The sequence below is a fragment of the Gluconacetobacter entanii genome (genome assembly GCF_013155425.1).
GTDB classification, from domain to species: Bacteria; Pseudomonadota; Alphaproteobacteria; order Acetobacterales; family Acetobacteraceae; genus Novacetimonas; species Novacetimonas entanii.
In genome coordinates this window covers 26351-39909 of record NZ_JABJWD010000056.1, presented here as the reverse complement: position 1 = coordinate 39909, position 13559 = coordinate 26351, and the positions used below count along the sequence as shown (strand labels likewise).

Sequence of the window (13559 nt, the reverse complement as noted above, 5' to 3'; positions counted from 1 at the left end):
ATGACACAGTCATCCGGCCCGTCCGCCCCTGTGGTCGCCGATTTCCGCTCCGTGATGAAGGACCTGCTGCTTGGCCATGACCTTCCGCTTCCGGTGGCGGAAGGGATTTTCGCGCAGGTCATGGACGGGCAGGTCTCCGACATCCGTCTCGCCGCGTTCCTTACCGCCCTTCACATGAAGGGCGAGACGGCGGGTGAACTGCGCGCCGCCGTCAGCGCGATACGCGCACGCATGATCGGCGTGAAGGACCTGCCGGACGGGGCCATCGACGTCTGCGGCACCGGGGGCGACGGGCTTGGCACCTTCAACGTCTCCACTGCCGTGGCCTTTGTGCTGGCAGCGCTCGAGGTACCGGTCATCAAGCATGGCAACCGGGCACTGTCCTCACGCTCGGGGGCGACGGACGTACTGCTTGAACTCGGGGTTGGCCTGCCGGACGGGCATGACGACATCCGCGCACAGGTCCATGCCTGCCGGGTTGCGTTCCTTGCCGCGCCGAACCACCATCCCGCCCTGCGCCATGTGGGACAGGTCCGGCGTGAACTCGGGTTCCGGACCATCTTCAACCTTGTCGGTCCGCTGTGCAATCCGGGCCATGTGCGCCGTCAACTGGTGGGCGTGTTCGACCCGCGCTGGCAGCGCCCGATGGTCGAGACCCTGCGGGATGAGGGATCGCACTGTGTCTGGAGCGTCAGTGGCGCGTGCGGCGACAGGCGCTGGGTCGATGAACTGACCCTGGCGGGGGAAAACCGCATCTGCGCGCTTGATGGCGGGGTCATCCGCGACTGGGTCGTGACGGCCGGGGACGCGGGACTGCCGCCCGCGCCGATCGAGGCCATCGCCGGGGGCACGCCCCGGCACAATGCCCGGGCGCTGAACGACCTGCTGTGCGGCGCACATGGCGCCTATCGCGACACGGTGCTGCTGAATGCGGCCGTTGCGCTGCATGTGGCGGGGCGGGGAAATATCATTCAGGGCGACAGGCTGGATATTGTCGCCCTGCGTACGAACGTTGCCTTGGCCGCCAGCGTTCTTGACAATGGCGCGGCGCATGCCGTGCTGCAAGCCGTTCGTGAATGCCGGGCGGACAGGCCAGAATAGAGTAACAGGGTAAAAAATGAACGACACGCCAATGATGCCGCAACAGACCGATTCTGTCCCGGACCTGGATGCCGATGATTTGCCCGATGTGCTCGACCGTATCTGCGCCCGCACCCGGGTGGATGTGGCGCAGCGTGCGACCGTCACGCCGCTCAAGGAAATCACCGCGCGGGCGCGTGAGGTGGCAACCCCGCCGCGCGGCTTCGGACAGGCGCTCAAGCAGCGCACGGCCGATCACCAGATCGGGCTGATCGCGGAAATAAAGAAGGCCTCTCCCTCCGCCGGCATCCTGCGTGCGGATTACCAGCCAACCCTGATCGCGCAGCAGTACGAGCAGGCGGGTGCCGCGTGCATCTCCGTGCTGACCGAAGGGTCGTGCTTCCACGGCAGCGCCGAAGACCTGACCCGCGTGCGGGAGGCGTGCAAGCTGCCGATCCTGCGCAAGGACTTCATCCTTGACCCGTGGCAGGTGCATGAAAGCCGCCTGATCGGCGCGGACTGCATCCTGCTGATCATGGCGATCCTGACGGATGCGGAGGCCGCGGAACTCCTCGACATCGCGCGGGGACTGGACATGGATGTGCTGGTGGAGGTGCATGACGAGCAGGAACTGAACCGTGCGCTCGCGCTCGATACTTCCCTGATCGGCATCAACAACCGCAATCTCAAGACGCTCAAGACCGACCTGAACACGACGATCGAACTCGCGCCGATGGTCCCGCCCGACAGGATCATCGTCTCCGAAAGCGGCATCCGCACGCATGAGGACATCGTGAAGCTGAATGCCGTGGGCGCAAGCGGCTTCCTTGTGGGGGAAAGCCTGCTGCGCGCGGATGACCTCGAAAACGCGGTCCGCACGCTGCTGGGCACCGCCCCGGCATGACGGGGGCAACCCTTTCGCACCTCGACGCGGCGGGCAATGCCACGATGGTGGATGTATCAGGCAAGGCGACGACCCTGCGCGAAGCCGTGGCGAAGGGCCGCATCACCATGCGTCGCACGACACTCGACATGATCCTGTCCGGCACCGCGCCAAAGGGGGACGTGCTGGCCACTGCGCGGATCGCTGGCATCATGGCGGCAAAGAAGACGTCGGACCTCATTCCGCTCTGCCATCCGCTTGCACTGTCCTCGGTCAAGGTGGACCTTGCCCCCGTGGCCGATGACACCGGCATCGAGATTACTGCCCGCGTCCGCACCACGGGTCCGACAGGTGTGGAAATGGAGGCCCTGACGGCTGTCTGCGTGGCCGGACTGACACTGTATGACATGTGCAAGGCCGTCGATCGCGACATGGAGATCGGTCAAATTTGCCTGCATCATAAATCCGGCGGCGCATCAGGGCTTTATGAAAGGACGGCACCGCCCTCCAGATAACCAGAGACTGCATCAGCCGGTGCTGCCGCGCGATCCTCTGGTCTGGCCCGGTCTGTACGTCATGTAAGAAGGCAAGGACACTCAATGAGTGAGAAACAAGTTTCCGATGTCGCAGGCGGCCGCAACAGCCAGGCCATGACCCAGGCCGAACTGCAGGAAGCCTATTACCAGATGGTCCTGATCCGCCGTTTCGAGGAGCGGGCGGGACAGCTTTACGGCATGGGCCTGATCGGCGGTTTCTGCCACCTGTATATCGGGCAGGAAGCCGTGGTGGTCGGCATCCAGATGGAACTCAAGGACGGGGACAAGATCATCACCTCCTACCGTGACCATGGGCAGATGCTGGCCGCGGGCATGACGCCGCGCGGGGTCATGGCGGAACTGACCGGGCGTGAAGGCGGGTATTCCCATGGCAAGGGGGGATCGATGCACATGTTCTCCCGCGAGAAGAACTTCTATGGCGGCCACGGCATCGTCGGCGCGCAGGTCTCGCTGGGCATCGGCCTTGCCTTCGCCAACAAGTACCGCGGCACGGACGAGGTCTCGGTCACCTATTATGGCGAGGGCGCGTCCAACCAGGGGCAGGTTTACGAGAGCTTCAACCTTGCCGCCCTGCATAAACTGCCGTGCATCTTCGTCCTTGAAAACAACCATTACGGAATGGGCACCAGCGTGGAGCGCGCCTCCGCCTCGCGCGAACTGTGGCGCAATGGCGAACCGTGGGGCATTCCCGGCTTCCATGTCGATGGCATGGATGTGGAGGCCGTGCGCAATGCGGCGCGCGATGCCGTCGCCCACTGCCGCGCGGGCAGGGGGCCGGTGCTGCTGGAGGTCGATACCTACCGTTATCGCGGTCATTCGATGTCCGACCCGGCCAAATACCGCCAGCGTTCCGAAGTGGAGGAAATGCGCAGGAACCACGATCCGATCGAACGTGCGCGCAAGGAACTTCTGGCCATGGGCACCACGGAAGACGAACTGAAAGCCATCGACACCAAGGTCAAGGCCATCGTGACCGATGCCAGTGACTTCGCCCAGACCAGCCCCGAACCAGATCCGTCCGAACTGTGGACCGATGTGCTTGTCGAAAGCTGAACACAGATGCCCATACAGATATTGATGCCCGCCCTGTCCCCCACGATGACGGAAGGGAAGCTGGCCCGCTGGCTGAAGAATACCGGGGAAGACGTGGCCCCCGGCGACGTGATTGCCGAGATCGAGACCGACAAGGCCACGATGGAAGTCGAGGCCGTGGAAGAGGGAACCATCGGTCGGGTGCTGGTGCCCGAAGGGACGGAAAACATCGCCGTCAACACGCCCATCGCCATCCTCCTTGCCCCCGGGGAGGACAGTTCCGCCGCCGATGCGACGCCTGCCGAACCCGCGCCGAGCACAGGTGCCGCCCCCGTGGCGACAACTCCCGCCACAGTACCCCCCACGCGGCCCGCGCCAGTAGCGCAGGTCGGCATCGAAAAGGACTGGGGCGAGACGAGCGAGATTACGGTGCGCGAAGCCCTGCGCGATGCCATGGCGGCGGAACTGCGCCGTGATGAGGATGTGTTCCTGATTGGTGAAGAGGTCGCACAGTATCAGGGTGCGTACAAGGTCTCGCAGGGGCTGCTGGATGAATTCGGTGAAAAGCGGGTCATCGACACCCCGATCACCGAGCAGGGTTTCACCGGCATGGCGATTGGCGCGGCCCTTACGGGGCTGAAGCCGATCGTGGAATTCATGACCATGAATTTCGCCATGCAGGCCATTGACCAGATCATCAATTCCGCCGCCAAGACGCGCTACATGTCGGGCGGGCAGATGTCGTGCCCCATCGTCTTCCGTGGTCCCAACGGTGCGGCGGCGCGGGTGGGGGCACAGCATTCGCAGTGCTATGCAAGCTGGTATGGCCATGTCCCCGGCCTGAAGGTCGTGGCCCCGTGGTCCGCCGCCGATGCAAAGGGCCTGCTGCGTGCCGCGATCCGCGATCCCAACCCGGTCATCTTCCTTGAAAACGAGATCCTGTACGGACAGAAATTCCCCTGTCCCGTGGATGAGGATTTCATCCTGCCCATCGGCAGGGCAAAGGTCGAACGCGAGGGCAGCGACGTCACCATCGTGACATTCTCCATCATGGTGGGTGTCGCACTTGAGGCGGCGGCAAAGCTTGCGGAACAGGGCATCAGCGCGGAGGTGATCAACCTGCGCACGATCCGTCCCCTTGACACCGAAACTGTCGTCAACAGCGTCAGGAAGACCAGCCGCCTTGTCTGTGTCGAGGAAGGCTGGCCCTTCGCCGGGATCGGTGCGGAGATTGCCATGCAGGTGATCGAACATGCGTTCGACTACCTTGACGCCCCGCCGGTGCGCGTGGCCGGTGCCGACGTGCCGATGCCGTTTGCCGCCAACCTTGAAAAGCTGGCATTGCCCAATGTCGAGTGGATCCTCAACGCCGTCCGGCAGATTGTCTGAGGGAGCAACGCGATGTCCACGAATATCCTGATGCCGGCCCTGTCTCCCACCATGACGGAAGGCAAGCTGCTGCGCTGGCTGAAGAAGGAAGGCGAGGCGGTCAGCGCGGGCGACGTCGTCGCCGAGATCGAGACGGACAAGGCCACGATGGAAGTCGAGGCCGTGGACGAGGGCGTGCTTGGCCGCATCCTGGTGGATGAGGGGGCCGAGGCCATCAAGGTCAACACGCCGATCGCCATCCTCGTCGCCGAAGGCGAGGCCGTGCCCGATGCGCCCGGCGCACCTGCACCAGCGGCAGCGGCCCCGGCGCCCACGCCGGCCCCCACGGCATCGGCTTCGCCTGTGACCGGCACATCCGGATCGGCTGCCCCTGCGACGCCTGCGGCAGCCGGACCGGCGAAGGGGAAGCGTATTTTCGCCTCTCCGCTGGCACGCCGCATCGCCGGCCAGAAAGGGATCGACCTGTCCACGCTCAAGGGCAGTGGTCCGAACGGGCGGATCGTCCGTCGCGATGTCGAACAGGCCGCGGCACAACCTGCCGCACCGCCACAGCCCGCAGCGCCAGCACAGCCGCCCGCAATGCAGGGCGTTGCGATCGCGGCCGATACCCCCCATCACACCGTCGCCAATTCGACGATGCGCAAGGTGATCGCCCGTCGCCTGACCGAAGCGAAATCGACCATTCCGCATTTCTATGTGGAGATGGATGTCGAACTCGACGCGCTTCTGGCCCTGCGTTCCCAACTGAACGCGGCATCGCCTGCGGACGGGGCAGGGGCCTACAAGATCTCGGTCAACGACATGCTCATCAAGGCAGCGGCCATCACGTTGCGCCGGGTGCCCGATGTCAATGTCTCCCATGCGGGCGACGTGACCGTCCATTACGACAATATCGACATCTCGATGGCGGTTTCCATCCCTGACGGGCTGATCACGCCCATCGTCCGGCAGGCCGACCTGAAAAGCCTTTGCCAGATCAGCACGGAGACGCGCGGCCTGATCCGGCGCGCGCGTGAGGGGAAGCTCAAGCCCCATGAATTCCAGGGCGGCACGTTCTCCATCTCCAACATGGGGATGATGGGGGTGAAGGCGTTCTCCGCCATCATCAACCCGCCGCAGGCCGCCATCCTCGCCATTGCGGCGGGAGAAGCCCGCCCGGTGGTAAAGGACGGGGAAATCCGCGTGGCCACCGTCATGACCGTGACACTGTCGGTGGATCATCGCGTCGTGGATGGCGCGCTTGCCGCGCAATGGGTCTCGGTCTTCCGCTCCGTGGTGGAAAACCCACTAAGTCTTGTGGTCTGAGGACGCTGGCATGAACTCTTCCCAATTTGACGTCATCATCATCGGTGGTGGTCCCGGCGGATATGTCAGCGCGATCCGCGCGGGGCAGCTTGGCCTGAAGGTCGCGGTGGTGGAAGCCGCGCAGCTTGGCGGCATCTGCCTCAACTGGGGCTGTATCCCGACCAAGGCGCTGCTGCGGGCGTCGGAAATCAACCACCTGCTGCATAACCTTGGGGAATTCGGGTTCGCGGCGGACAATGTGCGCTTTGATCTTGAGAAAGTGGTCAAACGCTCCCGCGCGGTCTCGGCACAGCTTTCGGCGGGTGTCGGACACCTGCTGAAGAAGAACAAGGTAACCGTCATCAACGGCTTCGGCCGTCTTGACGGGAGCGAGGGCGACAGACGCCGGGTTTCGGTCACCCCGACAGGCGGGGGAGACGCGGCGACGCTGCTGGCCCCGCATGTCATCATCGCGACAGGCGCGCGGGCGCGCGTGCTGCCGGGGCTGGAGCCGGACCAGAAACTGGTCTGGTCCTATCGCGAGGCCATGGTGCCGACGGAACTGCCCAAGCGCCTGGTGGTGATCGGGTCCGGGGCGATCGGGATCGAGTTCGCCTCGTTCTATCGCAACATGGGCTCCGAAGTGACCATTGTTGAGGTTGCCGAACGCATCCTGCCGGTAGAGGATGAGGAAATCAGCGGCCTTGCACGCAAGGCATTCGAAAAGCAGGGCATGAAGATCCTGACGGGGGCGAAGATCGTGTCCGTCTCCAAGGGTCCCGATACCGTGACCCTGAAGGTCGAGGCAGGCGGCAAGACGCAGGAGATTACGGTCGATCGCATCATTTCGGCCGTCGGTATCGTCGGCAATGTCGAGAATATCGGGCTGGAAGGCACCGCGATCGAGGTCGAGCGCACTCATATCAAGGTCGATCCCTACTGCCGCACGGCGGAGAAGGGGGTCTATGCCATCGGGGACATTGCCGGGCCGCCGTGGCTTGCCCACAAGGCAAGCCATGAAGGCGTGATGTGCGCGGAGATGATCGCCGGGCGGAAGGTCCATCCGATGGATCCGCTGAACATCCCCGGATGCACCTACTGCCGTCCGCAGGTGGCCTCGGTCGGCATGACGGAGGCACGGGCGAAGGAGGCGGGCTACAAGATCCGGGTCGGGCGCTTTCCCTTCATCGGCAATGGCAAGGCCATCGCGATGGGAGAGCCGGAAGGGCTGGTCAAGACCATCTTTGACGCGCAGACGGGCGAACTGCTCGGCGCGCACATGATCGGGGCCGAGGTGACGGAGATGATCCAGGGCTATGTCATCGCCCGGACATCGGAACTGACGGATGAAGAGCTGAAGGAAACGGTGTTCCCGCATCCCACCATTTCCGAAACCATGCATGAGGCCGTGCTGGCCGCCTATGACGGGGCGCTGCATTTCTGAACTTTGCAGCGGCCGCTTTCATGCACCATGAACGGGGGAGGTATGCTGCACCGCGTGCCTTTCCCGACCTTGTGATTGCCCATCAGGTTCCGGCACGCAAGAATGCTTGACGCATGGAACGGCGCGTTCCACTTGTGGATATCTGCCTGTTTTTCGGGGTTTTACCGCTTATGTCCGTACGTGTCCTGATCGATCATCGCAAGGAAGGGTCGCCTGCGGCGCGGCACCCGGAAAAAGCACACCGGCCTGACAACCCCATTGCCAGGAAACCGGACTGGATCCGTGTCCGCGCGCCCAACAACCCCGTCTATCACGAAACGCGCAAGCTGATGCGTGACCAGAAACTGGTGACGGTGTGCGAGGAAGCGGCCTGTCCCAATATCGGCGAATGCTGGTCGCAACGCCACGCGACCATGATGATCATGGGCGAAATCTGCACCCGTGCCTGCGCGTTCTGCAATGTCACGACCGGACTGCCGCACGCGCTGGATGCCGATGAACCGCAGCGCGTGGCCGAAGCGGTGGCAAAGCTGGGCCTGCGTCATGTCGTCATCACGTCCGTGGACCGTGATGACCTGCCGGACGGCGGGGCGCATCATTTTGCCCGTGTCATCACCGCGATACGCGAGGCGGCCCCCACCACGACCATCGAGATCCTGACCCCCGATTTCCTGCGCAAGCCCGGGTCGCTGGAAATCGTGGTCAGGGCACGGCCCGATGTGTTCAACCACAACCTTGAAACCGTGCCGCGCCTGTATCCCTCCATCCGGCCCGGTGCGCGCTATTACCAGTCGATGCGGCTGCTTGATGACGTCAAGCGCCTCGATCCGTCGATCTTCACCAAGTCGGGACTGATGCTGGGACTGGGGGAGGAGAAGCCCGAAATACTTCAGGTCATGGATGACCTGCGTATAGCGGACGTTGATTTCATCACCCTGGGGCAATATCTCCAACCTACGGTCAAGCATGCTGCGGTGGCACGTTTTGTCACGCCGGAGGAGTTCGCCGACTACGCCGCCATGGCCCGGGTCAAGGGATTCCTTCAGGTCAGTTCGTCGCCACTGACACGGTCGTCGTATCATGCGGACTCTGATTTTGCGGAATTGCGTGCCGCACGACAAAAGCGTCTGGAAACCCAGAACGGCGCGATGGAGACGAAGTGATGCCCACCCATGCCGAACGTCGGTTGATCGCCTATTCTCCGGATCAGCTTTTCGATCTGGTCGCCGATGTCGGAAAGTATCCGCAGTTCCTGCCCTGGTGCGTGGCCGCCAGGGTCAGAAGCCGCACCGCCACGCTGCTGGTGGCGGACCTGTCGATCGGTTTTGGTCCGTTCCGTGAAACCTTCACCAGTCGCGTGACCCTCGATCAGCCACGGACCATCCGTGTCACCTATGAAAAAGGTCCGTTCCGCTACCTGAACAATGTCTGGACCTTTACCCCTGATGAACGGGGATGCCTGATCGATTTCTTCGTCGATTTCGAATTCCGCTCCCGCCTGCTGCAGGCGGCAATCGGCGTTGTATTCAACGAGGCCGTTCGCCTGATGGTGTCGGCCTTTATCCGGCGGGCCCGTGACATCTATGGTCCACCCACGATAGTACCGCCCGCCAATCCCTCGACCATGCCCGCCAAGATGGGAAACGCATAATAGCGGGCATGCCTACTTCCCGGAAAATGGTCTAATGAAACATTCCTCTCTCCTGATCTTCCTGCTGGCTGGACTGGCGGGGGCAGGAACGGCGCATGCGTCACTGGCTGCGACGCATGCACGTCACCAGACATCGGACAGCCACGCGCCCGCACCGGGCAGCAACGCCGAAACGGCGGATCTCAATGCCCTCAGCCTGCAAAAAGCGCGGGCCAGCCTGAACGCCCAAGCACCTGCGACCCCGGCACCTGCGGCGAAGGGTCCGGTCGCGAATGGCAAACCGCAGCCGGTTCAGGCCGCAGGCACCGGAACGACGTCCCCGCCGATCCGTGTGCCGGAAACCACCGATACGGTCGCATTCTATTAAGGCATGAAGCTATCGGATTGACCAATAACATTCATTCTATCGGGCTTTAACCATCACGGACGCGATCAGGTCATCCCACCTGATCGCGTTTTTGTTTCAGCCGGCCTGCAACGCTTCGATCACCAGTGTCTGGGCATGGATCACGGCCTGCGTCCGGATCGAATCCCGGTCCCCGGAAAACACGACCGAGACCGTCCGCGTCAACTGCTGCTTCACCGCCACGGCGAACCACACCAGACCCACCGGCTTTTCGGCGCTTCCCCCACCGGGACCTGCGATTCCCGTAATCGATACCGCGATATCAGCATCGGGGGCGACGGCCACGGCACCTTCCGCCATGGCTGCGGCGACCTCGCTGCTGACCGCGCCACGCAGGTCAAGCAGGACAGACGGCACATCCAGCAGCCGCACCTTCATCGCATTGGAATAGGTCACAAACCCGCCCGCCACGAATTCGGACGCACCGGGCGGCTGTGTCAGGGATCCGGCCAGCAGGCCGCCAGTGCAGCTTTCGGCCACGACGATCCGGCGCCCCTGCCGGGCCAGTTCCTCCAGCAGCACAAGCGCGCCCTGCGTCATCCGGGCGGATAATGACGGTTCCATATGCTTTCATCCTGTTTTTGCGGCTGCATGTCCCGCACCGGGGTCAGGCGATGGCATGCAGGGCCATGACAATCAGCCCGGCACCCATGCCCGCCACGATATCATCGCCCATGATACCCACGGCATCATGTCGCCTGTCAAACCAGCCCACCGGTCCGGGCTTCGTGATATCGAACAGCCGGAACAGGGCAAACGCCAGTGCCAGCCACAGGAAATCCGCACCACGCAGGGCATAGACATGCAGCGGGGCGAGCGGCCACATCGACAGCCACATGCCCGCGACCTCGTCAATGACGATCCAGCCATGGTCTTCCCCATCCGAAACCATGGCCGTCGCCCAGTATCCGATGACGCAGCACACCGCGATGGCCATTCCCATCCATGCCACATGCTGCAGCAGCGGAACCCCCACCACCAGCGCGGCCAGCGATCCAACCGTCCCCGGTGCGCGGGGGGCAAAGCCACTGCCACCAAAACTGGCGATCATGCGTGCGAAGGAACGCATTATCGTGCGGCCTCCGTCCCTGTTGCCGTCCCGGCCGCGCGCGCCTGGTAGATCACCATGTTTTCCAGCACCCGTTCCACGTAATTGCGCGTCTCCTCGAACGGGATGCTTTCCACCCAGTCCAGTATGACCTCGCCCGATGCATGATCGCGCGCCGGATCGCCAAGCGAGGCCAGCCATGTATCGACCCGGTGCGGCCCGCTGTTATAGGCGGCAAGCAGATAGGGGACACTGCCGCCGAACCGCTCCATAAGCTGCTGGAGGTAGGCTGCCCCCAGCGTCATGTTCACCTGCGGATTGGTCAGCATGGCCGCAGTCACGGTGGTATAGGGCTGGTGCGTACGACGGGCCAGTTCCTGTCCGGTGGCCGGAAGCAACTGCATCAGGCCGACGGCATGCGCGCCGCTGACGATGGTGGGATCAAAGCTGCTTTCCTGTCGCATGACCGCCAGTTCCAGCCCCTGCGGCAGGTCATGTTCCGAGGGCACGAAGGGGCGGGGCCATCCATCATCCACCAGCGCAAGCCCGTCACGCCCCGCGCGACGCGCGATCAGCACCGCGACATCTGGCATCGCCAGACGGGTGGCAAGCCGGGCGGCAAGCACATGTTCCACCGGCCGCGTCGCTTCTTCATCCAGTTTGATGACAAAATCGCGGGCATGATGGAAATCGTTCCATGACACCAGGATCTGGGCCGCGCGCGCAAGGTCCGACGTATCGAAACGCACGGATTCCTCCACCGTGGGTTCGGGCGTGCGCAACCGCATCAGGTATTCGCGCACGGACTGCCCGGCCTGTCCGGGGGTCAGCAGCCCGTTGACCCCATCATTGCGCAGGCAGGCAATCGACATCTGCCCGTAAAAGGTATTGGCAAACTGCGCGGCCTCTTCCCACGCGGTACGCGCCGCCGCACGGTTGCCACGCGCCGCCTGTGCACGCCCGCTCCAGTACAGTCCGCGACTGCGGGTGATCAGTGCGGTGGCGCGGGTCAACGGCTCAAAGCGCGCCAGCGCCTTTGCCGGCTGCTTCAGGCGCTGCAGCAGGATCCAGCCACTGAGGAACTGCGCGTCATAGGACGCAACCTCCGGCAGGCCCGACTGGTCATCGGCAATCAGCAGCGCATCGCGGTTGCGCCCCTGCATCAGCAGGTCACGCGCCAGCGTGTCACGCGCATGCCAGAACATGGCGGCGCCCGTCCTGTCCTGCTGCCGCTCTATGGCGAAACCCCTGCGCTTCCACAGGGCAATGGCCTCATCAAGGCGTTGCGCATGATCCAGCCAGCGCAACTGGTCTAGGACCAGCATGGTGTCATCGCGCTGGCCGTCGGCAACCGCCGCCAGCAGATCCTGCGCACCTGCGTCATTGCGACGCAAGGCAAGCCGCGCACGGGCAAGGGCCTGCTGCTGCGGGTCGAGATATGCGATCTGGGCATCGGCCGCGGCAAGGCGGCCATTACGCTCCTGCCGGTCAAAACGCTGCCAGTTGTCCTGCGCGGTGAAGGCCGCGCCAAACTGCTGCTGCATCAGGTGCGCATCGGCAGGCTGATCGGCCCCGGAAACCCATCCCGCGCGCGCCCACTGCGTTATCTGCGAAGGTGGTGGCGTGGCGGCGGTGGCACAGTGCGCCAGCGCCTGCGCGCCGCTCAACTGCCAGCGCGCGCACAACCGCGCGAGTGTGGCGGGATCCTGTTCCTGCGCCAGGGCATGCTCGAACTTGGCGAGCATGACGGCACGCTTCGGCCATGTGGCGCTTTCGGTCAGGAAGTTGGCATATTCATCGGCGCTTCCCCCGGCGGGGGACAGCAGGCGCAGATAGACCGTCAGGCGGGCGGCAACCGGACTGTCATCGGCATTGCCGGTATCCGCCTGACGCTGCGTGGGCCATGCGGAGGAAGGGGGAATGGCGGGAACTTCCGCATGAACGTTACAGGCCGGGCATGACATCCACAATGCGGCCACCATGGACGCCACACGGCCACCACGCCCCATCCTGCGGCGCACATCCCGCCATCCATGGCCGCCTGTCACGAAAGATGGGTCCACACTTCACCTCCGCCCTTGACGATCAGTTCAATGGCCACCGCCAGCACCACCAGCAGCCCGATCCATGAAATCCAGCGGAACCGCTCCAGCAGTCGGGCGATCAGCGAGGCCGCGATGGCCATCATCAGCACCGAAACCACCAGTCCGGTCACCAGCACGCCGACATGTTCGCCCGCGGCCCCCGCCACCGCGAGGACGTTATCAAGGCTCATGGACAGGTCGGCCACAATGATGCGGATGATGGCATTGCGCAGCGAACCGGGGGCAGGGGCGGCATCGGCATCCGCGTGGCCCGCCCCCCGCATTTCACGATACATCCGCCAGCACACCCACAGCAGCAGCATCCCCCCCGCCAGCGTCAGGCCGATGATGGCCAGCAGACGCACCGCCACCAGCGCCAGGCAGATCCGGATCAGTGCGGCACCCAGCACGCCCGACAGGATCGCGACCCTGCGCTGCGGGGCGGGGAGGCCACGCACCGCCATTCCGACAACGATCGCGTTGTCGCCCGCCAGCGTAAGATCAATGAGGACAACCTGACCAAGCGCGTAAAGCGAGGAGGCGGAAACGGCAAATGACATGAAGCAGGGACATCCTGTTGCACTGTCCGGCAGGGACATGAAAAATGAAGTCGGTCTGCCCCAGTATATGCCGTGGGATGCGGATGCCATGCAATCATGCGCATCCGGATTTGAAATATGCATGAAAGGGAAGACGCGCGA

At 63.8% G+C, this 13559-nt stretch carries 14 protein-coding genes; 10 read left to right on the top strand and 4 right to left on the bottom strand.

Annotated features, from left to right (window positions below):
• From trpD to HNH97_RS17965, 10 genes are all read left to right on the top strand, one after another.
• The gene (gene trpD, locus HNH97_RS10515; protein WP_110912599.1) at positions 1 to 1101 is read left to right on the top strand and encodes an anthranilate phosphoribosyltransferase; all 1101 of its coding nucleotides are present in this window, start codon (positions 1 to 3) and stop codon (positions 1099 to 1101) included.
• A 31-nt stretch (positions 1102 to 1132) separates the two neighbouring features.
• Complete coding sequence (gene trpC, locus HNH97_RS10510; protein WP_171790869.1) at positions 1133 to 1984, top strand: indole-3-glycerol phosphate synthase TrpC; 852 nt, start codon at positions 1133 to 1135, stop codon at positions 1982 to 1984.
• Complete coding sequence (gene moaC, locus HNH97_RS10505) at positions 1981 to 2478, top strand: cyclic pyranopterin monophosphate synthase MoaC (protein ID WP_171790838.1); 498 nt, start codon at positions 1981 to 1983, stop codon at positions 2476 to 2478. Before trpC ends, moaC begins: the two co-directional genes overlap by 4 nt.
• Before the next feature lie 135 nt (positions 2479 to 2613).
• Positions 2614 to 3573 carry a pyruvate dehydrogenase (acetyl-transferring) E1 component subunit alpha gene (pdhA, locus tag HNH97_RS10500; protein WP_390670744.1) on the top strand — a complete coding sequence of 320 codons (960 nt, stop codon included), beginning with the start codon at positions 2614 to 2616 and terminating at the stop codon, positions 3571 to 3573.
• Between the two features lie 6 nt (positions 3574 to 3579).
• Complete coding sequence (locus tag HNH97_RS10495; RefSeq protein ID WP_171790836.1) at positions 3580 to 4941, top strand: pyruvate dehydrogenase complex E1 component subunit beta; 1362 nt, start codon at positions 3580 to 3582, stop codon at positions 4939 to 4941.
• Positions 4942 to 4953: 12 nt separating this feature from the next.
• Positions 4954 to 6246: a pyruvate dehydrogenase complex dihydrolipoamide acetyltransferase gene (locus tag HNH97_RS10490; protein ID WP_171790835.1), complete on the top strand. Its 1293-nt coding sequence runs from the start codon at positions 4954 to 4956 to the stop codon at positions 6244 to 6246.
• 10 nt (positions 6247 to 6256) lie between these two features.
• On the top strand, positions 6257 to 7669 hold the full coding sequence (gene lpdA / locus HNH97_RS10485; protein WP_171790834.1) for a dihydrolipoyl dehydrogenase: 1413 nt from the start codon (positions 6257 to 6259) through the stop codon (positions 7667 to 7669).
• Positions 7670 to 7839: 170 nt separating this feature from the next.
• Complete coding sequence (gene lipA, locus HNH97_RS10480; RefSeq protein WP_171790833.1) at positions 7840 to 8832, top strand: lipoyl synthase; 993 nt, start codon at positions 7840 to 7842, stop codon at positions 8830 to 8832.
• Positions 8832 to 9320, top strand: coding sequence for a type II toxin-antitoxin system RatA family toxin (locus tag HNH97_RS10475; RefSeq protein ID WP_110912592.1), 489 nt, complete (start codon positions 8832 to 8834; stop codon positions 9318 to 9320). Before lipA ends, HNH97_RS10475 begins: the two co-directional genes overlap by 1 nt.
• Positions 9321 to 9354: 34 nt before the next feature.
• Complete coding sequence (locus HNH97_RS17965; RefSeq protein ID WP_227744369.1) at positions 9355 to 9687, top strand: hypothetical protein; 333 nt, start codon at positions 9355 to 9357, stop codon at positions 9685 to 9687.
• Between the two features lie 96 nt (positions 9688 to 9783).
• On the opposite strand, the gene HNH97_RS10465 is transcribed toward HNH97_RS17965, so the two are convergent.
• From HNH97_RS10465 to HNH97_RS10450, 4 genes are read right to left on the bottom strand one after another with little or no spacing between them, the layout of a single operon-like run.
• Positions 9784 to 10290, bottom strand: coding sequence for a CinA family protein (locus HNH97_RS10465; RefSeq protein WP_171790832.1), 507 nt, complete (start codon positions 10288 to 10290; stop codon positions 9784 to 9786).
• 43 nt (positions 10291 to 10333) lie between these two features.
• Entirely contained in the window at positions 10334 to 10795 is a 462-nt protein-coding gene (locus HNH97_RS10460; protein ID WP_171790831.1) for a phosphatidylglycerophosphatase A family protein, read from the bottom strand.
• The gene (locus tag HNH97_RS18295) at positions 10795 to 12822 is read right to left on the bottom strand and encodes a lytic transglycosylase domain-containing protein (RefSeq protein WP_265176049.1); all 2028 of its coding nucleotides are present in this window, start codon (positions 12820 to 12822) and stop codon (positions 10795 to 10797) included. The genes HNH97_RS10460 and HNH97_RS18295 overlap by 1 nt, the downstream gene beginning before the upstream one ends.
• Positions 12819 to 13418, bottom strand: coding sequence for a YjbE family putative metal transport protein (locus HNH97_RS10450; RefSeq protein WP_110912589.1), 600 nt, complete (start codon positions 13416 to 13418; stop codon positions 12819 to 12821). The genes HNH97_RS18295 and HNH97_RS10450 overlap by 4 nt, the downstream gene beginning before the upstream one ends.
• Between the last annotated feature and the right edge of the window lie 141 nt (positions 13419 to 13559).

Bases quoted from the DNA above. Each gene is read 5' to 3' on its own strand.
- trpD (WP_110912599.1), top strand. From the start codon at position 1: ATGACACAGTCATCCGGCCCGTCCGCCCCTGTGGTCGCCGATTTCCGC.
- trpC (WP_171790869.1), top strand. From the start codon at position 1,133: ATGATGCCGCAACAGACCGATTCTGTCCCGGACCTGGATGCCGATGAT.
- moaC (WP_171790838.1), top strand. From the start codon at position 1,981: ATGACGGGGGCAACCCTTTCGCACCTCGACGCGGCGGGCAATGCCACG.
- pdhA (WP_390670744.1), top strand. From the start codon at position 2,614: ATGACCCAGGCCGAACTGCAGGAAGCCTATTACCAGATGGTCCTGATC.
- HNH97_RS10495 (WP_171790836.1), top strand. From the start codon at position 3,580: ATGCCCATACAGATATTGATGCCCGCCCTGTCCCCCACGATGACGGAA.
- HNH97_RS10490 (WP_171790835.1), top strand. From the start codon at position 4,954: ATGTCCACGAATATCCTGATGCCGGCCCTGTCTCCCACCATGACGGAA.
- lpdA (WP_171790834.1), top strand. From the start codon at position 6,257: ATGAACTCTTCCCAATTTGACGTCATCATCATCGGTGGTGGTCCCGGC.
- lipA (WP_171790833.1), top strand. From the start codon at position 7,840: ATGTCCGTACGTGTCCTGATCGATCATCGCAAGGAAGGGTCGCCTGCG.
- HNH97_RS10475 (WP_110912592.1), top strand. From the start codon at position 8,832: ATGCCCACCCATGCCGAACGTCGGTTGATCGCCTATTCTCCGGATCAG.
- HNH97_RS17965 (WP_227744369.1), top strand. From the start codon at position 9,355: ATGAAACATTCCTCTCTCCTGATCTTCCTGCTGGCTGGACTGGCGGGG.
- HNH97_RS10465 (WP_171790832.1), bottom strand. From the start codon at position 10,290: ATGGAACCGTCATTATCCGCCCGGATGACGCAGGGCGCGCTTGTGCTG.
- HNH97_RS10460 (WP_171790831.1), bottom strand. From the start codon at position 10,795: ATGCGTTCCTTCGCACGCATGATCGCCAGTTTTGGTGGCAGTGGCTTT.
- HNH97_RS10450 (WP_110912589.1), bottom strand. From the start codon at position 13,418: ATGTCATTTGCCGTTTCCGCCTCCTCGCTTTACGCGCTTGGTCAGGTT.